The sequence below is a fragment of the Flavobacterium sp. MDT1-60 genome (genome assembly GCF_014844035.1).
In the GTDB taxonomy this organism is placed as follows: Bacteria; Bacteroidota; Bacteroidia; order Flavobacteriales; family Flavobacteriaceae; genus Flavobacterium.
Genome location: NZ_CP062159.1, coordinates 4333143 through 4357193 on the forward strand (window position 1 = coordinate 4333143; position 24051 = coordinate 4357193).

Genomic DNA, 24051 nt, shown 5'->3' on the forward strand with positions numbered 1-24051 from the left:
GAATTGAATAAATATATGTTTTAAAAATGGAAATACTTTCTAATCCAGACGCCTGGATCGCCTTATTGACACTGACTTTTCTTGAAATTGTTTTAGGAATTGACAATATCATTTTTATATCGATTGTAACCGGTAAATTACCTGAAGAAGATCGTAAAAAAGCAACAAGAATTGGTTTGTTTTTGGCCATGTTTATGCGTATTGCACTCTTAATGGGAATTTCATATTTAATTGCTATGAAAGCCACATTATTCAGCATCCACTGGGGTTGGTTTGAAGGTGATTTTACAGGTCAGGCTTTAATTTTATTCTTAGGAGGCCTGTTCTTAATTTATAAAAGTACTAAAGAAATCAGTGAAAAGGTAGATCATCAGGGAGAAGAGGAAAAAACGATTAAAACGGCTGCAAAGAAATCTTTTTCTAATGTTATTGTTCAGATCTTATTGATTGATTTAATTTTTTCTGTCGATTCGATCCTAACGGCAGTTGGTATGACTAATGGTGTTCATGGAGCCTTAACAATTATGATTACAGCTGTTATTATTTCTGTCTTAATTATGATGTTATTTGCAGTTCCTGTTGGAAATTTCGTCAATAAAAACCCATCGATTCAAATATTAGGACTCTCGTTTTTAATCCTTATTGGGTTTATGTTAATTACTGAAAGTATGCATTTATCAGATGCTACACTTGCCGGTGAACATATTGGAGCAGTTCCGAAAGGGTATTTATACTTTGCTATTACATTTTCACTAGCAGTTGAGTTTGTCAATATGCGAATCCGAAAAAAACAAGCACAAAACTAATTAGTTCCAATTTGGGACATTCTGCCACAGAGGCGCTAAGGCACAAAGTTTTATAATTCTTTGCGACTTAGCGCCTTTGTCGCTTTAAAAAAAATAACGTGTTTCTTTTACATTTCTATTTATAAGTAGTATTTTAGAACCTAAATCTCACGCATGAAAAATACCATATCACATAGAGTTGCTGACTTTTTAAAGGACTTCCCTCCTTTTAGTTTTTTGCATAAAATGGATTTAGAAAAGCTATCAGAGCAAATCTCGATTATCTACAAAGATAAAGATGCTGTTATTTTTGCCGAAAATGAAAAAACACATGATTCTTTTTATGTCGTTCATAAAGGTGCTGTCGCTTTAAAGAAAAGCACAAAAAATACGGTTCTGGACATGTGTGATGAAGGAGATATATTTGGATTACGTCCACTTTTGGCGCAGGAAAACTATATTATGGAAGCTGTCGCGCATGAAGAAAGTATTTTATACGCCATTCCGATTGACGTTTTCAAGCCATACGCTCTGGAGAATAGAATCGTTGGAAATTTTTTGATTGAAAGTTACGCTTCAAACACTCGAAACCCGTATTCTGATATACATAAAGATAAATTGTATGGCGATGATTTGGCGCATGATACAATGCATTCTGATACCAATTCTTTTGATTTAACACCTATAAAATATTCTAAAAAAATTGTTACTTGTTCGCCATCAACCACAGCAAGAGATGTTGCCAGGATTATGAACAAGAAAAAAGTGGGTGCAATTTTAATTGTTGATGAAATGCTTCCAATAGGTATTTTAACCGATAAAGATTTGCGTAATAAAATCGTAACCGGAGATTACTCGATACTAACAACAGCTGAAGCGATTATGACGAAACCTGTTATTACATATCCAAAGAAAATGACAGTTACCGAGGCTCAAATGGCGATGATGAAAAGCAACATAAGTCATTTGTGTTTAACGAAAGATGGTACAATAAATACTAAAGCGGTTGGGATTTTATCCAAACATGATGTTATGGTGGCGTTGGGGAATAACCCAGCCGTTTTGATCAAAGCTTTAAAAAGAACTAAAAAAATCAAAGAAATTAAGCCCATCCGAAACAGAATCATGCAACTGCTTCAGGGCTATTTGGATCAAAATATTCCGATGACACTGATTTCTAAAATCATAACCGAATTAAATGAAGCCTGTACGACTCGCGTTATCGAAATGTGTATCGAAAAAATGAGCAGTCCGCCACCTGCAAAATTTGCATGGCTAGCTTTAGGAAGTCAGGGACGAAGCGAACAAATGTTGCATACCGATCAGGATAATGCTATTGTGTACGAAAATGTTTCAGAAGTTTTTAGAGATGAAACCAGAATATACTTTTTGAAATTTGCTGGTCTTGTCAACAAAGGGCTTTTTGAAATTGGTTATGACTATTGTCCGGCAGAAATGATGGCTTCAAATCCAAAATGGTGTATGAGTCTTGATGAGTGGAAAAACCAAGTACATCATTGGATTACAAATCCTGGAAAAAATGAGGTTTTATTATCGTTTATATTTTTCGATTACAGCGTAACTTATGGTGATACGGAGTTAGCGAGCCAATTATCTGATTCTATTTTTGAAGATGTAAAAGCAAATCCGATTTTTTATGTTCATTTGGTTAGCGGTGCGTTACAGAGCCCGTCGCCAACAGGCTTTTTTAGACAGTTTTTAGTAGAACAGGACGGAGCCAACAAAGACAATTTTGATATAAAAAGAAGAGCTTTAATGCCTTTGACAGATGCCGCACGTGTTTTAATTTTATCACATTCGGTTAAAGGGATCAGCAACACTGCAGAACGATTTGAAAAATTGGCCGAATTAGAGCCTAATAACAGTGAGTTGTATTTATCGTGTTCTTATTCTTTTAAGGCTTTATTAAAATTCAGAACCAAACAAGGGCTTTTGCATCATGATTCAGGACAATTTATTGCCTTAGAATCTCTATCAAAAATGGAGAAAATAAAATTGAAGAGAACTTTTAAAACCATCAAAGAGCTTCAGGAATTAATAAGCGTAAGATTTAATGTTTCAAACGTCGTATAATTATGAGTTTATTTAATTTCTGGAAAAAAGACGAAGATCTATTCGATGAAAATAGTAGTATTGAAGAAACTCGTTTTGTTGTTTTAGATACTGAAACTACCGGTTTTGATTACGAAAACGACCGAATTTTATGTATTGGCGCACTTGTTTTACAAAATGGCGTAATCTCAATTCAAAATAGCTTTGAAGTATACATAGAGCAAGAGCATTATGATAAATCGACAGCTCAGATTCATGGCATATTAAAAGCTTTCGTTTTAAAACGACCAAGTGAGTCAGAAGCTTTACAGCAATTTTTAGCTTTTTTAGGAGATTCGATTATTATAGCACATCATACTGTTTTTGATGTTACAATGATCAATAAAGCTTTAGAAAGAAATGGTTTACCTCAGCTGGTAAACCATAGATTAGATACGGCAATTCTGTACAAAAAAACTTTAATCAAGTCTCATTTATTTGAAAGAAAAGACCATTACTCTTTAGATGACCTTGCTGATAAATTTGATATTTCTAAAAAAGACAGGCATACCGCTTTGGGAGATGCTTACATAACTGCTATTGCTTTTTTAAAAATCGTAAAAAAACTAAAAGAGAAAAAAGAGGTTAATTTGAATTCATTATTCAAATAGATTAATACTTATTTTAAGTTTTATTTATGAAGCTTAAATTTACATTTAGACTACAAAATTTACTTTTTAGTAATATATCCCTTATCATTTAATAGCAATTTTAAAAGATTAGCATAACATACATTTTGTTTTTGAGAGATAGCTTTGTTGCTATAACCAAAATTAAAAAACATGAAATCAAATTTTTTAAAATCACTAGCATTACTAGGATTTACAGGTTTAGCTGTAATGAGTTGTCAGAACGATGACAACAACGATTCAAACAAAGTAAATGCTGACATTGATTTTACATCAAAATCCAATGTTCCTGTTTTTGTGTTTCCACAGTCAGGATTCGAAAATTTAAAAATTTCAACATTAATAGCAACAACTGATGTGCTACCGGAAAGTCCTGCTTTTATTTATGCTGGCCAACCCGATGGTGCAGGATTTATGAAAAACCCGAATGGTGAAGGTTATGTAATGATTACCAACCATGAAATCATACAATCTGTTTCGAGAGTTTACTTTGACAAAACCTTAAAACCTGTAAAAGGAGATTATATTGTTGATGCTGTTGGAGGTCAGACCCGACTTTGCTCTGCAACATTGGCAACACCGGAAACTCATGGTTTTGGCCCAATATTTCTAACTGCAGGAGAAAGCGGAGAAGAAAGTATGGTTCATGGTATTAATCCTTTTGGAACTGTAGCAGATAAAAACAGAAAAGACAGAGTATTGCCTGCTTTAGGAAAAGCAAGTATGGAAAACGCTGTTCCGTTGACAAAAGAAGCATATCCTGGTAAATCTGTCATTATTATGGGAGAAGATCAATCTTATGCTACTTCTCATGCAAGTGCCGGACAGGTAATTATGTATGTTTCTACGGTTGGAGATTTGAACAATGGAAAATTATACGCTTTAAAAAGAAATGATAACAATCAGGTAGAAACAACCATGACTGTTGGAAATTCATTTGATATATCATTTGTCGAAATTCCAAATGCAAAAAACAGCACAGGTGCTGAGATAAATACTTCTGTAAATAATTTAAAAGCAATCCGTTTTTCAAGAGTTGAGGATATCGATTACAGAAAAGGATCTGCAAATAATAACAGAGAAGTTTATTTTACAGCTACAGGGCAATCTCCTGATGGAACTAATCCTGTAGAAGGTTATACCATGTGGGGAAGAGTGTATAAATTAGTATTGGATGAAAAAGATCCATTGAAAGGAAAACTGGAATTAGTTGTAGAAGGGGATTCTACACCAGGAACAGGTATTATCAATCCTGATAACCTTTGTGTGACCGAAAATTACGTTTACATTCAGGAAGATGGTGACAGTTTTTATCCGGCAGCCAAACATGACTCTTATATCTGGCAATATAATATTGCTGCAAAAACGAATAAACCATGGTTGAACATGAACCACAAAAGAACTGATACAGCCTGGAATACATCATACAATCAATCCGGTGAAATGAGATTTGGAAGCTGGGAGTTTGGTGCGATGGAAGATATATCAGATGTTATTGGTGTTCCTAATACTTTTATTGTGAATATTCATCCTCACACATGGAGAAAAGACGAATTTAAGAATGCTGATGGTAGTGGTATCAATCTTGGCACCACTTCAAAAGCCCAGATAGAAGGCGGTCAAACTGTGATTATTCGTAACGTACAAAGATAATTTTACAACAATAGCAGCAAAAAAACAATCCGATTTTTATTGGGTTGTTTTTGCTATTTATAAAAGTAGTTCAAAAATGAAAATTGATTTAATTAAAACCATAACTGTTTCTGCTTTCCTTGGTCTTCTGACTTTCCTTGGAAGTTGTACAAAAGAAGAAACCGAAACTTCTGTAAAACAGGAACTTTTGATTGATCTGGAGAAACTTGAAAGCAAAATAACCCAATTCAAAAAAATAGCTGAAAGCGAAAATGATTCCAAAAAAATTCAGAATTGTTTTAGGGAAAATAGAGCTTTATACAAGAAAGTAGAATGGGCAGTTGAATATTTCGTGCCAGAAACGGCCAGATTTATTAATGGTCCGGCATTAGACGAACTTGAAGTAGAGGAAAATAAATTTTTAGCTCCAAATGGTTTTCAGGTTATTGAAGAACTTATTTTTCCGGTTTATGATCGCAATAATAAAACAGATTTGCTTCGGGAAATAGCCATAATGCACGCGAACATTTCGCAGGTAACACAACATATAGACGCCATCAATATTGGTGAAAACCATGTTATAGATGCCGCCCGATTTCAACTTTACCGAGTTTTGACATTAGGAATTACAGGTTTTGACTCTCCTGTAGCTCAGGAATCAATAAATGAAGTAGCTCCCGGTTTGATTTCGATTGAAGATATTGTTTTAAAAACCTGCCAAGACAATTCTAAAGCATCCATTAATTTAAAATCAAAGTTAAAAAAGACCATTTCGAATAGTATTTCGTATTGCACAAAAAATAAAGTCTTTAATACTTTTGACAGAGCCACATTTATTAAAAATTATCTGAATGTAATTGCCCAAATTATTTATGATTTACAAAAACAAAATAATATTCTTAATGTAAATAAAAGCAGCGCAATTAACCCAAAGGTTGCTACGCTTTTCGAAAAAAATTCTTTTAATGTTAATGCTTTCATTCCCTCCAATGAATATGCCTATTCTGAAGATAAAGTAGCATTAGGAAATCAATTATTTTTTGATGCTTCAATTTCAAAAGATCAAAAAAGAAGTTGTGCCAGCTGTCACATTCCTGAAAAAGCATTTACCGACGGAAAAAAAACAAACATTTCTTTAGATGGTTTCGATTTGCCAAGAAATACGCCTACCCTCACTTATGCAGGTTTCCAAAATGCTCTTTTTTGGGATTTACGGCAAATTGATTTAGAAAAACAAAGTATGGATGTTGTCCAGAATGAGCAGGAAATGCATGGTTCGTTTAGCCAAATGATTCCTTTAATTTATAAAGATAAAAAATACAAGGCGCAATTCGAAAAAGCTTTCCCGAAAAGTACTAAAATCGAAGAATGGCAATTGCAAAATGCTATTGCTTCTTACATTCGTTCTTTAAATGATTTTGATTCGAAATTTGATTTGTACATAAGAGGCGAATCAAATGATTTCAGTGAGGAAGAAAAACTCGGATTTAATCTTTTTGCCGGTAAAGCAAAATGCGCTACCTGTCATTTCATACCGCTGTTTAATGGAACTGTACCTCCAAGATATGCTAAAACAGAACAGGAAGTAATTGGAACTCCAAAAGATAAAAATGGAAAAGAAATAAGTCCCGATTTAGGCAAGTACAATCAATATAAAATGGAGCAATTAAAAAATGCTTTCAAAACTCCAACCGTTAGAAATGTAGCCATAACAGGGCCTTATATGCACAATGGCGTTTTTAAAACCTTAGAAGAAGTTGTTTCGTTTTACAACAAAGGAGGTGGAAAAGGTCTGGGTTATGAAGTAAAAAATCAGACACTTCCTTTTGATAAATTGAATTTAACTTTGAAAGAAGAACAAGCTCTTGTTGCTTTTATGAAAACTTTGACCGATAAAAAATACCATTAAACCAAATATTTCCAAATTAACAAAAACGCCGAAAAATTTACTTTTCGGCGTATCTATTATTCATTAGAAAAATATTCGATACGGAAATACGTTTGAGGATCTATTTTTAAGATGTTTCATAAAGCTCTCACATAAACACTCCCATTAGTTCCTAAAAATTGTAAAGAAACTGAAAGAGAGCTTAATTGAATTATTTGTTTAAATAAAAAACTTGACCCTATTGATCAAATTTCTTATTTAATTTACGATTTACATACGATGAATTTAATTTTTAGGAAAATCACTTTCTTTCTTAAACATGTAAACTTTATTGCAATTTAAATTCTTAGATAATCCTAGTTTGCATAATATTTTTTTAATAGCATAACCTTCTTTTTTAAATACTATTTTACACGCTGAATTTGAATTCACTTTTATACAAAAATATCCAGCATTGTCTGTGTGGGTTTTATTACCATTAATATCAATAAATACATTTTTTATAGGTTTTTCAGAGTCATAATCATAAACATGACCACATAACTTATTGTCTGTACATCCGTAAAAAAGAAATACTAAAATAAAAACAAAACTGATTTTCATAAAAATTATATTTTGCTGATTATCTAAACTTATTATTGTTTTTGTACTTATATATATACTCTGTTAATTTCTTATCTCCCGGCAAATTGTACTTCATTAGAATTTCATAATTCCCATAACGCATGAATAAATAGTTACTATTGAGGAAACATTTTGTAATTGATTCAACATTCCTGTCTCCATTAATATAAGCATTAATAATCTGATTATTCAGATCAACCCAGTCTTGTTTGTAGAGCAAAGGCAAATTGTATTTAAATGGAAAATTTGTTTTTGTCCAGGATTGATTTATATCATTTTCAATACTAGTCATATAATAGGAATTAAGCAAAACTGCTTTTGCCGGAATGATACCTAATTCATCTGTGTCTCTATTGTTTATAGAAAAATTATTATTTAAAGGATAGTCTTTGTATAAATACGGATAAATATCAACATTATAATAGTCGTCATTTAGCTTAGTATTTTTTTTGCCATTATGCAATTGTTTCCATGTTAAAAAAGCAAACATCCTATAATCATGGAATATCTGCTTTTTCTTTTTATGAATTTATACGATTAGTAAGTTATTTGGGTAGTTTTACTTGCAGTAGAACTACCGCTTGGATAAGTTTTTATTTTTTCTGTTGGGTAATTATTTACATCATATTTATAAGCATATGTTGTTACAGTCGTACCAATATTAGCTCCTGACCCTGAAGTGGAAGTTTCTTTTACAACATTATTAGCTGTTGTTTCATCATCTAACAGTAGATTCAAGCCTGTAACATTTTTAAAAGGATAATTTTTAGTATCGTATTCATATACATATGAACTTTCGTTTCCATAATAAGAAACTTCAAGTTTTACAAAATTACCATCTTTAAATGTGTATTTTCCAGTCGCACCATATTCTTGTTCGACACCTGTTGCAACTGTACCTCTAAAATTGTCATAAGAAACAGTTCCGTCAGCATTATGAGTATATTTAGTTTTAAAGTAGTAAGTCCCATTAGGAGTTTTTTCGATTTCATTAGTCAGTTTTCCATTAGTGTAGCTGTATTCAGTCGTTACTGCAAGATCCCCTTTCTTATCAATTTCTTCAATTTTTGAAATAAAATCTCCAGTGTAAGTATATTTTAAAATAGAACTATCTTCGTCCGTAATACTAACAATTTTATTTCCATTATATACATAACTTCTAGTTGCAGAACTCCCATCAATATCTATATCAGTTATTTTTTTAACTAAAATTGATGAAGCTGGATTTGGAGAATCATTATCATCTTTTGAACAAGAAGTAAAGGCTAATAAAGCCACAGTAAATAAACAAAGTAATTTTTTCATTGGTTTCTATTTTAAAATTATTCCTACAAAGGAGATAATTAACCAATCAAAAAATAATCTCAATAAGTCTTAAAAACATTAAAATAAGACTTTATCATTAAAAGTATACATAAAAAAAACGCTAAGAAATTTCTCTTAGCGTTTTTCGTTTTTATTCTAAAACCAAACCTATTTGGCCATCATCATCTAATTCAGTTTCAACAGAATCATCATCTAAAATTTCCGGTGTTTCCGGAATTTCTTCAACTGGCTCTTCATAAGGCAGCGGATCTAACAAATTGACTTGTTTTAATTTATCTGTTGTCAATTGATTTCCTAATGCTTTAAAACCTTTTACAGATATAAAATCTTCAACATCTATATGCAAATCTTCTTTTTGAACCCCTTTAACTTTTGCAAAAATCAACTGTGCTACCGGACGATAATCTGTCGACACGATTTCTAATTGTGAATTTGGATGCTCCGTAATAAAACTTTCTTCTTTGCCTTCATTTTCAACCAGGAAGCGCTTCAAATAATAACGCTCTTTTTCTCCATCATAATAAATCGCTGAAATTGGTTTCTTCGGATTCCATTTTTCCAGAACAATCATGTCTTCATCAAAATGAGTCGATAATTCCGGAATAATAACTTTCAATTTACCACTTTGATTTATGATCAGAATTTTATCGCTTGGTTTAAATTCGCCCAGCAATTCACCACGAGCATCTACATTCAGACGTTTTACGGTATCATCAAACCAAACTTTTCTTGGCAATAAAGTCGAAATTCCTTTCTCTTTTAATTCAATTTTTTTGATTGGATATTTAGTAACTAAATTCCCTTTTGAAGCACGACCTTTAATGGCTAACTTGGCAAAATCAATATCAAATTTCAATTTCTTGATTGTTCCAACCTGACGCAATAAAATGGTAATTACTTCAGCTTCTCCGTTTGGATTATGTGAAAAATAAACGACCTGTGAACCAGCCGTTTCATTGGTCAAATCATACGGTTTGTCACGCGTTACACCCGTCACATTAAAACGTTTTATATATGAAGGACCTGATTTTCCGTCACGATAAATCATGTTGTAAATCGTACGCTTATCGCTCTTATCGAATATAGCGACATGAATAATATCTTTTCCGACAAATGTCTTAGCATCTACTTTGGTGATGATCATTTTACCATCTCGCAAAAACACAATTACATCATCTATATCTGAACAATCGGTAAGATATTCGTCTTTTTTCAAGCTTGTTCCAACAAAACCTTCTTCGCGATTTACGTATAATTTTGTATTTCTTAAAACTACTTTTGTAGCTTCAACATTATCAAAAACACGAAGCTCTGTCTGACGTTCACGGCCTTTTCCGTATTTCTCTTTTAATTTGGTAAAATAAGCAATAGCAAAATCGGTTAAATTTGCCAAATTATGTTCAACTTCCTTCATCTCATCTTCTAACTTAGCGATAAAATCATCGGCTTTATCAGAGTCAAAACGAGTGATACGAATCATCGGGATTTGAGTCAATCTTTGTAAATCATCGTCAGTGATTTCTCTGACAAAAGATTTTTTGAATGGCTCAAAACGATCGTATAAATATTTATACAACGATTCTCTGTCAGAATACAATTTGAAATCAATATACATTTCTTCACGAATGAAGATTTTCTCCAAAGTCGAGAAATGCCATTTATTTTTTAATTCTTCTAATTGAATTTCAAGTTCCTGTTTAAGTAAATCAACCGTTCTGTGCGTTGAAATTTTCAACATTTCAGAAACGCCAATAAACAATGGCTTGTTATCTTCAATTACACAGCCTAAAGGTGCTACAGAAGTTTCGCAGGCTGTAAAAGCAAACAAAGCATCAATAGTTTTGTCTGGAGAAACTCCCGGGAAAAGATGAATTAAAATCTCAACATCAGCTGCAGTATTGTCTTCAATTTTCTTGATTTTGATTTTGCCTTTATCATTGGCTTTCAAAATACTATCAATTAAAGTCGTTGTATTGGTCGAAAACGGAATTTGCGTGATCACCAATGTATTTTTGTCTAGCTGAGCAATTTTCGCACGCACACGCACACGTCCGCCACGCAATCCATCATTGTAATTAGACACATCGGCAATACCCTGCGTCATGAAATCAGGATATAATGTAAAAGGTTTTCCTTTTAAAATCTTGATCGAAGCATCAATTAACTCATTGAAGTTGTGAGGCAAAACTTTAGTTGAAAGACCAACTGCAATTCCCTCTGCTCCTTGTGCCAAAAGCAACGGAAACTTTACCGGAAGATTGTTTGGTTCTGCACGACGGCCGTCATACGAAACGCCCCAATCCGTAATTTTTGGAGAATATAAAACCTCTAAAGCAAATTTAGACAAACGTGCCTCAATGTAACGAGAAGCTGCAGCTCCATCGCCCGTTAAGATATTACCCCAGTTTCCCTGACAATCAATTAGTAAATCTTTTTGACCAATTTGTACCATGGCATCACCAATACTCGCATCTCCGTGTGGGTGATACTGCATGGTATGACCAACTACATTGGCAACTTTATTATAACGGCCATCATCCAGCTCTTTTAAAGAGTGCATAATACGACGCTGAACTGGTTTAAAACCATCTTCAATAGCCGGAACTGCACGTTCCAGAATTACGTACGAAGCATAATCCAAAAACCAGTCTTTGTACATACCGGTGACTTTCGTTATTACGTCTTCGCCCTCTTCTTCTTCATTTTCGTAAAAATGCTGTCCTTCAAAATGCTTAGCATCTACGTTGATTATTTCTTCAGAATCATCACTTTCCTGATTTTCATCGTACTGATTTTCTTCTGAATTATTCTCTTCGTTATTTGGAATTATGTTGTCGTCTTCGTCTTTCATTTATTTTGATTCCGAATTATTTTATTTAACCTGAACGTTTTCTATGGTATGGTTTTGTTTCTTTTTGTAGCTTTTTATAAGAATATAAGTCAGTGCAAAACTTACAATAAATGCTAATACTACGTAAATCAATGTTTTTTTATTCATGTGTTCTATACTTCTTCAACCGCGTCTAACTCCACCTTCAAATTCTTGATAATAAACTCTTGTCTGTCCGGCGTATTTTTTCCCATATAAAAAGACAATAATTGCTCTATCGAAGTGTTTTTGTCCATCATAATTGGGTCTAATCGAATGGTTTCTCCAATGAAATTCTTGAACTCATCTGGTGAAATCTCTCCCAAACCTTTAAATCGGGTAATCTCTGGTTTTGGTTTTAGTTTTTCAATGGCATCTCTTCTTTCTTCTTCAGAATAACAATAAATGGTTTCTTTTTTATTTCGAACCCTGAAAAGTGGCGTTTGCAAAATATACAAATGCCCTTCTTTGATTAATTCCGGGAAAAATTGCAGGAAGAAAGTAATCAACAATAATCGAATGTGCATTCCGTCGACATCGGCATCGGTTGCAATTACGATGTTGTTGTATCTTAATTTTTCTAAACCATCTTCGATATCTAATGCTGCTTGCAACAAATTGAATTCTTCATTTTCATACACAATTTTCTTAGTCATTCCGTAGGAATTTAACGGCTTACCACGCAAACTGAAAACAGCCTGAGTATTCACATCACGTGATTTGGTAATAGATCCGGAAGCCGAATCTCCCTCGGTAATAAAAAGGGTGCTTTCTAAATTTCTAGGATTCTTAGTATCTGGAAGATGCGCACGGCAATCTCTCAATTTTTTATTGTGCAGATTGGCTTTTTTAGCACGATCTGTAGCCAGTTTTCTAATTCCTGATAACTCTTTACGCTCTCTTTCGGCCTGTAAAATCTTACGCAATAAAGCTTCCGCAGTGGCTGTATTTTTATGTAAATAATTATCCAGTTTGTTTTTCACAAAATCATTTACAAAAGTACGAACTGAAACTGCTGGCGTTCCGTCATCAGAACCCATATCTGTAGAACCTAATTTGGTTTTGGTCTGAGATTCAAAAACCGGTTCCATAACCTTGATACTAATCGCACTTACAATCGATTTACGAACGTCAGATGCTTCAAAATTTTTGTTATAAAACTCACGAATGGTTTTTACAAGTGCTTCTCTGTAAGCTGCTAAGTGTGTTCCTCCTTGTGTAGTGTTTTGTCCGTTTACAAAAGAGTGATATTCTTCACTATATTGTGTTTTACTATGCGTTAAAGCGATCTCAATATCATGATCTTTCAAATGAATTATTGGATATTCTAAATCTTCTTCGCTAATGGTTTCTTCTAATAAATCACGAAGACCATTTTCAGAAATATATTTGTCTCCGTTGAAAATAATCGTCAAACCATTGTTCAAGTAACAATAGTTTTTAACCATTTTAATTACATATTCCATACGGAATTTGTAGTTTTTGAAGATCGTTTCATCTGGCGTAAAGGTTACTTTTGTTCCTTTTCGTTTTGTTGTTTCGATTACATCTTCTTCTAAAACCAGATTTCCTCCTGAAAATTCAGCTGCTTTCTGTTTATCATCACGAACAGATTCTACACGAAAATAATTTGACAAAGCATTTACCGCTTTTGTTCCGACACCGTTCAAACCAACAGATTTCTGGAAAGCTTTAGAATCGTACTTTCCACCCGTGTTCATTTTTGAAACTACATCGACTACTTTTCCTAACGGAATTCCACGTCCATAATCACGGACCGAAACCGTTTTGTCTTTGATAGTCACTTCAATAGTTTTTCCAGAGCCCATTACGAACTCATCGATACAGTTGTCTAAAACCTCTTTTAAAAGAATATAAATACCGTCATCCGGCGAAGATCCATCTCCCAATTTCCCGATGTACATTCCGGGACGCATACGAATATGTTCCTTCCAATCGAGTGATCGGATATTATCTTCGTTATATTGATTTTGCTCTAGCATAAATGAATTGGATTTTTGGCTAATGTACCATTTCTACGTAAAAAATAAAAGCGTATTTTTTTTTTGTTATGAATAATAACAGCTTTGAATTTTATTTAAATTGATTTTAAAAAAATTCAAGCTTTAAAAGTAGATAAAATCAGTTCTAAAACAAAAAATTACTACTTGATTCCAAGTACTTCTTTAGCCAAAGCAATCATTTCGGGCGTTCCGGTATTTTTGTTTTTTTCGTCAGAAAGTTTCACGACACCTTGCCAATGTGTATTATCAGGTTTAGTATCGGTTAACTTTATAACCATATTCATCGACGGAAGTCCTACGTCATTTGTGAAATTGGTTCCGATACCAAAAGACATTTTAATTTTGTCTTTACAAAAATCAGTAATGTTTTTTACCTTCTCATAATTTAATGAATCGGAGAAAACAATGACTTTCGATTTTGGATCAATTCCCATTTTGGTATAATGCGTAATCACTTTTTGAGCAAACTCCACCGAATCGCCACTATCATGTCGAACACCATCAAAAAGTTTGGAATATTTTTTATCAAATTGATTGAAGAAAACTTCAGTGGTATAAGTATCTGTTAAGGCAATTCCGAGATCACCTCCGTAAACTTGTGTCCAATGTTCCAGACTCATAAAATTTGCCATTTTAAATCCGTATTGTGCGGCATGAAACATAAACCATTCATGTGCATGTGTTCCTAAAGGTCGTTTATTATTGACCATTGCAAAATGCACATTACTTGTTCCGATGAAACTTTGAGCACCAAAAGCAGATAATGTTTCATTAACCAAAACATGAACATCGTAAGAATGGCGTCGTCTGGTTCCAAATTCCAAAATAGAAACTCCGAGTTTATTATAATTGTCAATTTTGTTTTTAGTAAGCTCTTTGATAGCTTCATCATTTAAGCGGATTAAATGACTTGATTTATAAAAAAGTTCAGAGATTAAAGCCATCAAAGAAACTTCCCATAAAATAGTACGATACCAAAAACCTTCAACTGTAACTTTTATTTCAGAACCTTCCTGAGAAATATGAACTTCAGACGGATCATAACTATATCCTTGCAGAAAATCTAAATAAGTAGGATCAAGATAAGGACAATAGTGTGATAGATAACTTTTTTCGTCTTTTGACAATCGAAGATCAGCCATTGCATCAACAGATTTTCGAAGTAAATCTGCAAAACCGGTTGGAAAAATGTGTTTACCTCGATTAATAAAACCATAACGTACTTTTGCTTTTGGAAAAAGTCTTATTACGGCATGCTGCATCGTAAATTTATAGAAATCATTATCTAAGATTGATTTCAGAAAAGTAGTTTCCATAAGACAAGTTGCTATGTTTTCAAATTCCCTAACTGCTAAGATACGGCAATTTGGGAAAAGAATAAAATTGCCATAACAAAGATCCTGGCGTATTTATTTCGAAACTACTTTAAAAGAAGCAATACTATTTGTATCCAGAAAAAATGTAATGTAATCTCCTATGGAATTATCAAAAGTAACTTGAAATTCCAAACCACCTTTTCGCTCTTTTCCATTTGTAATTCTAACAGCCTGATTTCTTTTATTTAAATAATAAAAGGGACTAGATTTTGAAATATTTTTTATTTGAAATGTTATTTTATCCCCCTTATTCACTTCGACAATTCCAGATTCAGGGGCTATAATTTTATTATCTCCTGCAATTGTTTTATTATAAATTAAAGGTCCGTTAAGAAAATCTTCTTTACTTAATTTATGACCTAAATAAGAGCCTGAGTCAGGGAAATGTTTCGCGAAAAAGTAATCGGGCTCTGTATCAAAATAAGCAGGCTCAAAATCTTTTACCATTCGGCCTTTAGTACTATCATAATAACCTTGCCCCCAGGTAACGTCTACCAATCGCCATTTTCCATCAATTAAAACGGTGTTCCAGGCATGATTTGAAGAAGTGCTTTTTCTGCCAATGTCCGCTAATCTTATTTTGGAATCCCCGCGAATAATTTCTGATTTTATTCCGACTAATGCTGCTAAATGCTGATATAAAAGCGTAAAACCTTCACAAACTGCTTTTTGAGATTTGAATGCTTTTTGAAGCATATTATCATTCAACTCTTGTATTTTTCTCTGTTTTTCTGCTTCATTTCGATAAGAAAAACTCTGTGTTCCCGGAGGATTCAAAAAAGCATTAAAATCATATTTAATATTAAATGCCATCCAACTGTAAATTGCCCTTGCTTTGTCGTAATCTGAATTAAAATCTTTATCGATTCTTTTTGCTAATTCTTCTGTGGTACTAAAATTTTTCGGGTATTTCAAAACAATATTGTCCACCGCGCTATATTTTTGCGCTATAGAATATTGAAGAAAAAGCATATTTAAAAAAAGGAATAGGAGGATTTTTTTTATTTTCATGAAATTAAAAGCATTCTTTAATAAGGTCTCTAAGTTCTTTATCTAACTCAGCATTTGAGATTTTATTTTGTTCCAAGTCAAAATTGGCATTGAAAGCAGGTAATGAAAAAGTGGCTTTTATGTCAGCTCCATATCTTGGTAAGGCATTACGTCCTATTTCTAAAACTGAAGCACCTCCTCTTGAGCCAGGTGAAGCCGCCATTAACAACATTGGTTTTTGCTGAAAAACTTCTTTGACGATTCGGGAACACCAATCGAATAGATTTTTGAATGCTGATGAATAGTTGTTATTATTCTCAGCTAAAGAAACGACTAAAATATCTGCGCTTCCAAGTTTTGCAAGAAATGCTTTTGCAAGTTCATGCTGACCCACTTCTTTTTCAAGATCAACGCTGAATAAAGGCATGGCAAAATCATTCAAATCTAAAACTTCAACTTCTGCATTTTCGAATAAACCTGCTGCATAAGTGGCTAAGTGTTTATTGATTGACTGCGTACTGTTACTTCCTCCAAAGGCTACTATTTTCATGGTTTCTCTTTTTGTAATGTTTCTTCTATTGGTTCTTTTTTTGGTTCGTCGATTTCATAAATCTCCTTTACTATTTCGACTGAATATTCGTTTGGATAGATTTTTCCTCCGTAAGATTTTGCGTAGACTTTCGTAAATTCTGCTCCAAAATACAGAATTATTGCCGAATAATATACCCAAATCAAAATAATAATTACAGAACCTGCCGCTCCATAAATAGATGCAACGGTAGAACTTCCTAAATAAAAACCAATTGCAAATTTACCAATCATAAAAAGGATAGCTGTAACTCCTGATCCTATAAAAGCGTCTTTCCATCTTATTTTTCCATCAGGTAATGTTCTAAAAATGATTGCGAAAAGAGTTGTAATACTCGCCAGGACAATAAGTATGTTAACCACATAGAATAAATAAACTGTACTCTCCGGAAAATGTACTTTTAAACGTGAACTAAGCAAGTCTAAAGTTGTACTTATAAAAAGACTCACCAACATTAAAAATCCAACCGAAGCAATCATCGAGAACGACATTAAGCGGTTTTGAATAAATTTCTTAATTCCTTTATCTGGTTTTGCACGTAATCCCCAAATAAAATTTATAGAGCTTTGTATTTCAGCAAAAACTCCAGATGCTCCAATTAATAGCATAACGATTCCGAATACTGTTGCAAAAACATTATCGCCAGATAACTGCACATTTTTTATAGCTTCCTGAATTTGACTCGCCGCGCCGTTACCTACCAGACCATTAATTTGTCCGTACAATTCTCCTGTTACAGCTTCTTCTCCAAAAAAGAAACCACAAATTGTGATGATAATAATTAATAAAGGCGGCAAGGCAAATATGGTATAATAAGCTAATGCTGCACTTAGCTTAATCGCATTATCATCGTCAAACTCTAAAAAGGTATTTTTTAAGAGAAACCAGGTTTTGGCGAATATATTTTTAATTTTCATTTACAGTATTTTTGATATTCTCTCAAATTTATGAAATTCCCAAAATTTTGAATTGTCGCTTTTGAGACAAAAATTACATTTTTACCATGTTATAAATAATTTTAATTGTGTCCTTTTACTGATAATGACAAAAAATCCCTTTATCATAAACCGTCCACAAACTTGCTTTTTGATTGGCGGCTTTTAAAGCGCTATTCGCCCAGGTATTACATGTATAAAAAAGACTGTAGCTTCCTTTGGCTTCATAAAAAGCATCTTTTTTTCCGTAGCTGTATCCTTGAATCCATTCGGGATTTGTTGGATTATTGAAACTTTCTGAAATATAAGAAACTAGCTTTTTATAGTTCTCTTTTGAAATATAAATGCGTTTGCAATTTTCATTTTCTGAAAGTCCTTTATAGAATGATGTATGCATGGCCGAAGAACTTACTCCAAAGATTGCTTTTAAAGCCGTACTTGCTTTTAAGTCTGACCATTCCGGCGTATGCAAATAAAAACCTTTATCTCCCCAACCGAAAGCTACCAGTGTTGCCAATGTATCTTTGGACTGTGTCTGGCTGAATTGTATTTCCTTTCGCCAATCTTTAATTTCATTGGCAACCGGAACTACAATATCAGTATGAACTCCGTTGGAAAGAATGTAAATTGGAATTCCGTCTTTTTCATCAACTTGTACAATATCTGAATTGACCGTAATTTTTGAAATCAGGTACATAGAGATTAAATATAAAACAAAAAAAGTGATGATTCCGAGGATAGTCCAGCCTAGAACCTTGAAAGATTTTTTTAGCATTTGGTTGATGTTTTTTGGGTTTATAAAAGGTGTTTTTTGAAGTAACCAATTTTTAAGCCAAAAAATTTAGAAGTAACTTTTTTTGCATCTCACCTTTTACGAAAAACATAGAACATCAATATTTTACTGACTACCCCAGATTAAAACGGAAAGCATTTTTTTGTGGATTTATATTTTTTGTGGTGATAAAAAAGCGACCGAAGGAAGCTCTTTTTATGCCGGACAAAAAAATAAATTCACAAAAAATCTTGGAGAGTAAAGCTGGGAACAGGTCCTGAAAAATGGAACGCAGATGACACGGATTTGGACTGATTTGCGTGATTTTTTTTGCTTTGTCTTTTTTGTTTCTCGCAGATTTAGCAGATCTGGCAGATTTATTTGAACATAAAAAAAACTGCTGAAAAAATTCAGCAGTTTGTCTATTCTCTTTATTCTTGATTCTATTCTCTAAAAACTACACGTTGAAACGGAAGTGCATTACATCGCCATCCTTAACAATATATTCTTTTCCTTCTACTTTAAATTTTCCTGCTTCTTTTGCTTTTGCTTCAGAACCGTATTGAACATAATCTTCGTATGAAATTACCTCTGCACGTATGAAACCTTTTTCGAAATCAGTATGGATAACTCCTGCTGCTTGTGGCGCAGTTGAGCCAATGTTGATTGTCCAGGCACGTACTTCTTTTACACCAGCGGTAAAGTAAGTTTGTTGTTTTAATAATTTGTAAGCTGCACGAATTAAAACTGAAGCTCCCGGCTCAGTTAATCCCATATCTTCAAGGAAAACCTGACGCTCTTCGTAGCTTTCTAATTCGGTAATATCAGCCTCTGCTCCTACTGAAAGTATGATAACTTCAGCATCTTCGTCTTTTACTAATTCACGAACCTGATCTACATATTTGTTTCCGTTTACAGCTGAGTTTTCGTCAACATTACAAACGTATAGTACCGGTTTTGCTGTAATCAACTGAAAAGATTCCATTAAAACTTCTTCATCATTCCCCTGAGGAATAATAGTACGAGCTGATTTAGCTTGCAATAATGACTCTCTGATTCTGTCTAAAAGTGCTTTTTCAGTTTGCGCTTCTTTATTTCCGGTTTTAGCAGCACGATTTACTTTTTCCAAGCGTTTTTCAACGGTTTCCAAATCTTTTAACTGCAATTCGATGTCAATCGTTTCTTTGTCACGAATTGGGTTTACATTTCCGTCAACGTGAACAATATTGTCGTTGTCAAAACAACGTAAAACGTGAATAATAGCGTTACACTCTCTAATGTTTCCTAAAAACTGGTTTCCAAGACCTTCACCTTTACTTGCACCTTTTACCAAACCTGCGATATCTACGATATCAACTGTTGCCATTTGTACGCGCTCTGGTTTAACCAATTCTTCTAATTTGTTGATTCTTGGATCCGGAACGTTTACAACACCAATATTAGGTTCGATTGTACAAAACGGAAAGTTAGCACTTTGCGCTTTTGCATTAGATAAACAATTAAATAATGTTGATTTTCCAACATTTGGTAATCCTACAATTCCTGCTTTCATCTGTTGTTTCTGTTTATTTTTATTTGATCCTGAAGTTACTCAGGTTTTTCCATCAATACTTCTACTTATATAGAAGTCATTTTTAATGGTTTATAATTTTATTTATTGATTTTTGTTTCTGCCAAAATGATATTTTTTAGCTTTAAAATTTTGCAAATATAAGATTTAATAGCTCGTAAGTGAAGTAAAAATGACGATTAATGTTTTCTGCCGATTTTTCTTAAAAAAAAACAAACTTATTACTAATATTTTGTTAAATAACATTACATTTATCAAGATATTTAACAAACCACTATTGAATTTTTAACCAAAATTAGTTTTAACATGAGAAAAATTGCAGTACTATTATTTCTATTTAACACCGTCTTCATTTTTGCGCAGAAGCAAATTACAGGTGTAGTAAAGGATAACACAGGAACACCTCTGCCTGGAGTTAACATTTTAGAAAAAGGAACCAACAACGGCGTATCTACCGATCTAGACGGTTCATACAAAATAACTGTTAAAGAAGGCGCTTCTTTAATTTTTAGTTATATGGGTTACAGCAGTGTTACAAAAACAGCTAATACTTCAGTACTTGATGTTTCTCTATCTGAAGAGAGCGGTCAAAATCTGGATGAAGTTGTAGTTACAGGAACGAGAACAGCTGCAAGAAGTAATACTACTAGTGCATTACCTATTGATGTTTTATCTGCTAAAGATTTGACTTCAACAGGGCAAGCTACTTTCGATAAGGCATTGCAGTACAAAATTCCATCATTTAATACAGTACAGACTCCTGTAAATGATGCAACTTCATTACTGGATCCGTACGAAATTAGAAATATGGGACCAAGCAGAACTTTAATCCTTATTAATGGTAAACGTAAAAACTTAAGCTCATTACTTTATGTGCAGACTTCTCCGGGACGTGGAGAAACGGGGGCAGATATTTCTGCTATCCCAACAGATGCGATAGAAAGAGTAGAGATTTTGCGTGATGGCGCATCTGCACAGTACGGTTCTGATGCGATTGCAGGTGTTATGAATATCATTTTAAAGAAAAACAATAACGCAGGATCTGTAACTTTAAGAAGTGGAATTACTTCTGAAGGAGATGGAGAAATGCTTGGAGTAAGTTTAAACAGTGGCACAACTGTTGGAGAAAAAGGTTTTCTAAACTATACGATTGATTTTTCTAAAGTAAAATTAGCAAACAGGGCTGGAACAGTTGATGGAGGAACAAGTCATTTAGGACCAGATAATGAACCACTACAAGGCGGGGAATATGCTGATTTTGTATATGTAGATCCGGAAAATCCGGAAAATTGGAGTAACGGGGCAACGCCGACCTCTATTAGAGCAGATAATGCTGCCGGAATACAAGTCGTTAATGATTATTTAAAAAGGCATCCTGATGCAAGAAACGTTAATGGTTCACCAGAAACAGCTGCGGCGAAGTTTTTAATTAATGGTGGAAATGAAATTAGTGACAATACAAACTTATACTACAATGCTGCCTACGTTTACAAAAAAGTAAACTCTTTTGCCAACTTTAGAACTCCGTACTGGCGACCTTTATCAGGTGATCCATATCTTAATGACTTCTTTGGAAATGGTGATGATGCCAACCCTTCTTACGATGGATATGGACCTACTTTTGAAGGAGATTTGACGGATTACAATGGAACACTTGGTTTTAAAAACGTTAAAAACGGATGGAATACAGATGCCAGTGTTACTGTAGGCGGGAACAAACAAGTTTATTCTGTAAATAATTCTGTTAACAGATCGAATATTGTTGATGCAGACGGCAATAATGTTTACAGAGAAAATAGCCCAATTTCTTTTAAACCAGGTGGAACTTCTTTTAATCATCTTGTTGGAAATATTGATATTTCGAAAATTGTTTCAGACAAAATCAGTATTGGATTTGGATCTGAGTTTAGAAGTGAATATTTCACAGTTATTGAAGGAGACAAAGCCTCTTGGGATGGAACGGGTGCTGACTCTTTTGCAGGAAACAGACCTGAGAATTCAGGAAAATGGAATCGTTATAATGTAGGTGTTTACTTTGACCTTGCTTATGACATAACGAAAGACTTTTTAATTAATGGTACAATTCGTCATGAGGAATATAGTGACTTTGGCGGAGCAACTGTTTGGAAAGTAAGTTCAAGATATAAATTCCTTGATGATAAAATAACTTTAAGAGGATCTGTATCAACTGGTTTCAGAGCACCAACATTACACCAAATTTACACTCAAAAATCGCAATATTCATTTGTTGCAGGACAAGGAATTCAAATTAGTGGAATCATCAATAATGTTTCACCTCAGGCACGTCAGTTAAATATTCCACCTTTAGATGCTGAGAAATCAACTAATATAACAATAGGAGTTGGTGCAAAGCCTTTTCAAAACTTTAATATTACTTTAGACTATTACAACATTAAAGTAGAAGACAGAATTGTATTGGGAGATAGACAAGACACTCCATTTGGAAATGTAGCTTGGTTCTCTAACTCTTTTGACTCAAGAACTTCTGGTTTAGATGTAGTTGCTGGTTATAGTAATATCGGAATTGGAGAAGGTAAATTAGGAATTAATTTATCTGGAAATATTACTTTTGAAAATGAAAGAATTTCTCCGGTAACAAACAATTCATTTGGAGACATATTGACTTCTTTGACTTTTACATCAAGACCTGATACAAAATGGATATTAGGAGGTAATTATGAAATCGGAAAGTTTGGTTTCTCTCTTAACAACACTTATTTTGGAAAAACAACCTTTAATCAGGATGGTTTAGACGCAAACTTAAAAACGGAATTTATTCCTAAAATTGTTACTGACTTAGGAGTTAATTTTAATGCTACAGAAAAATTAACTTTGGCTTTAAACGTAAACAATTTATTTAATGTTTTACCAGAATGGGAATTTAAATCCGAAAATGCTGCCGGGGATGCTATATTAGCAGATCCTGATCAGACAAAAACACAATATAACTTAATTACTTTTAATGGACGCTATTCTCAAATGACATACGACGGATTCCATTTTAGCCAATTAGGAACTATGTTTAATTTATCATTAAACTATAAATTCTAATTTAAAAAAGATTTAATATTTTTAAAAAGGGCTATCATTTGATAAGCCCTTTTTTTATAATTTTATGATTAAAATTACAGCTATGGCAAATTTATATGATGGAAAAATGGCAGCGATATACGATGCGATGTATCAAACTTTTGTCAATTATGACGAAGAATATACTTTTTACAACAATCTCATTCAAAAAAATAATGCCTCTACAGTACTGGAAATTGGAAGTGGTACTGGAAATTTAGCCCGCCGATTTCAGGAAAACAATCAAAATTATCAAGGCCTTGATTACAGTGAAGATATGATCGAAATTGCCAGAAAACGAAATAAAAATTCATCTTTTATACAGGGAGATATGCGTGACTTTAAATTAAAAGAACCTGTAGATGCTGTTATTATTACCGGAAGGTCTACAAGTTATCTGATTACCAATGATGATATAAACAAAACTTTTGAGTCGGTTTATAAAAACCTAACTAAGGAAGGCGTGATTATTTTTGATTTTATTGATGCCAACCGCTTTATTCCGTTTACAAAAGAAAACCCCATTATAATTCATGAAGCTGTATACGAAAACATTAATTACATAAGAGAAAGTCATTGGGACACCAATAATTCTCTGGAAAATTTTATGCTCGAATGGACTGCAAAATATTACGCTATAAACAATAATAAAAAAGAGATAATTGAAAATGATTTTTCTACAGTTCGTGTTTTTACACTCAATGAAATGGAATTATTTTTATATTTAAATAATTTTGAAATACTTCAAACAATTGATAGAAAAACCTATGCCTATGATACTTATGTTATTGTAGCCAGAAAAAAATACTGAGTTTGAAATTCAGTGTTTTTTTTCTTTGT

18 protein-coding genes are annotated in these 24051 nt (G+C 33.2%); 7 read left to right on the forward strand and 11 right to left on the reverse strand.

Annotated features, from left to right (window positions below):
• Positions 1-26: 26 nt before the first annotated feature.
• The 5 genes from IHE43_RS18275 to IHE43_RS18295 all read left to right on the forward strand — a co-directional run bounded on the left by IHE43_RS18275 (position 27) and on the right by IHE43_RS18295 (position 7067).
• Entirely contained in the window at positions 27-806 is a 780-nt protein-coding gene (locus IHE43_RS18275) for a TerC family protein (protein WP_192185229.1), read from the forward strand.
• 153 nt (positions 807-959) lie between these two features.
• On the forward strand, positions 960-2879 hold the full coding sequence (locus IHE43_RS18280) for a DUF294 nucleotidyltransferase-like domain-containing protein (RefSeq protein ID WP_192185230.1): 1920 nt from the start codon (positions 960-962) through the stop codon (positions 2877-2879).
• A 2-nt stretch (positions 2880-2881) separates the two neighbouring features.
• On the forward strand, positions 2882-3508 hold the full coding sequence (locus IHE43_RS18285; RefSeq protein ID WP_192185231.1) for a PolC-type DNA polymerase III: 627 nt from the start codon (positions 2882-2884) through the stop codon (positions 3506-3508).
• A 171-nt stretch (positions 3509-3679) separates the two neighbouring features.
• Positions 3680-5179 (forward strand): hypothetical protein, encoded by a 1500-nt coding sequence (locus IHE43_RS18290; RefSeq protein ID WP_192185232.1) that lies wholly within the window; start codon positions 3680-3682, stop codon positions 5177-5179.
• Between the two features lie 76 nt (positions 5180-5255).
• Positions 5256-7067 (forward strand): cytochrome-c peroxidase, encoded by a 1812-nt coding sequence (locus tag IHE43_RS18295; RefSeq protein ID WP_192185233.1) that lies wholly within the window; start codon positions 5256-5258, stop codon positions 7065-7067.
• A 264-nt stretch (positions 7068-7331) separates the two neighbouring features.
• On the opposite strand, the gene IHE43_RS18300 is transcribed toward IHE43_RS18295, so the two are convergent.
• The 11 genes from IHE43_RS18300 to ychF form a co-directional block, all read right to left on the reverse strand.
• Positions 7332-7649, reverse strand: a complete 318-nt coding sequence (locus IHE43_RS18300; protein WP_192185234.1) for a hypothetical protein — start codon at positions 7647-7649, stop codon at positions 7332-7334.
• A gap of 19 nt (positions 7650-7668) precedes the next feature.
• On the reverse strand, positions 7669-8160 hold the full coding sequence (locus tag IHE43_RS18305; RefSeq protein WP_192185235.1) for a hypothetical protein: 492 nt from the start codon (positions 8158-8160) through the stop codon (positions 7669-7671).
• A gap of 47 nt (positions 8161-8207) precedes the next feature.
• Positions 8208-8975: a hypothetical protein gene (locus IHE43_RS18310; protein WP_192185236.1), complete on the reverse strand. Its 768-nt coding sequence runs from the start codon at positions 8973-8975 to the stop codon at positions 8208-8210.
• A gap of 151 nt (positions 8976-9126) precedes the next feature.
• Positions 9127-11847, reverse strand: a complete 2721-nt coding sequence (locus IHE43_RS18315) for a DNA gyrase/topoisomerase IV subunit A (protein ID WP_192185237.1) — start codon at positions 11845-11847, stop codon at positions 9127-9129.
• A gap of 152 nt (positions 11848-11999) precedes the next feature.
• The gene (locus IHE43_RS18320; protein WP_192185238.1) at positions 12000-13868 is read right to left on the reverse strand and encodes a DNA topoisomerase IV subunit B; all 1869 of its coding nucleotides are present in this window, start codon (positions 13866-13868) and stop codon (positions 12000-12002) included.
• Between the two features lie 161 nt (positions 13869-14029).
• Positions 14030-15205 carry a nicotinate phosphoribosyltransferase gene (gene pncB, locus IHE43_RS18325; protein ID WP_192185239.1) on the reverse strand — a complete coding sequence of 392 codons (1176 nt, stop codon included), beginning with the start codon at positions 15203-15205 and terminating at the stop codon, positions 14030-14032.
• A gap of 93 nt (positions 15206-15298) precedes the next feature.
• A complete protein-coding gene (locus IHE43_RS18330; RefSeq protein WP_225585201.1) occupies positions 15299-16237 on the reverse strand; it encodes a transglutaminase domain-containing protein in 939 nt (312 codons plus the stop codon).
• A 43-nt stretch (positions 16238-16280) separates the two neighbouring features.
• Positions 16281-16805: an NADPH-dependent FMN reductase gene (locus IHE43_RS18335; RefSeq protein WP_192185241.1), complete on the reverse strand. Its 525-nt coding sequence runs from the start codon at positions 16803-16805 to the stop codon at positions 16281-16283.
• The gene (locus IHE43_RS18340) at positions 16802-17761 is read right to left on the reverse strand and encodes a YihY/virulence factor BrkB family protein (protein ID WP_192185242.1); all 960 of its coding nucleotides are present in this window, start codon (positions 17759-17761) and stop codon (positions 16802-16804) included. The genes IHE43_RS18335 and IHE43_RS18340 overlap by 4 nt, the downstream gene beginning before the upstream one ends.
• 115 nt (positions 17762-17876) lie before the next feature.
• Positions 17877-18554, reverse strand: coding sequence for a TIGR02117 family protein (locus IHE43_RS18345; protein ID WP_192185243.1), 678 nt, complete (start codon positions 18552-18554; stop codon positions 17877-17879).
• 454 nt (positions 18555-19008) lie between these two features.
• Positions 19009-20103: a redox-regulated ATPase YchF gene (ychF, locus tag IHE43_RS18350; protein WP_074656996.1), complete on the reverse strand. Its 1095-nt coding sequence runs from the start codon at positions 20101-20103 to the stop codon at positions 19009-19011.
• Between the two features lie 324 nt (positions 20104-20427).
• Between ychF and IHE43_RS18355 the strand changes: the two genes are divergently transcribed.
• A complete protein-coding gene (locus IHE43_RS18355) occupies positions 20428-23193 on the forward strand; it encodes a TonB-dependent receptor (RefSeq protein WP_192185244.1) in 2766 nt (921 codons plus the stop codon).
• 82 nt (positions 23194-23275) lie between these two features.
• Positions 23276-24022: a class I SAM-dependent methyltransferase gene (locus IHE43_RS18360; protein ID WP_192185245.1), complete on the forward strand. Its 747-nt coding sequence runs from the start codon at positions 23276-23278 to the stop codon at positions 24020-24022.
• Positions 24023-24051 lie beyond the last annotated feature (29 nt).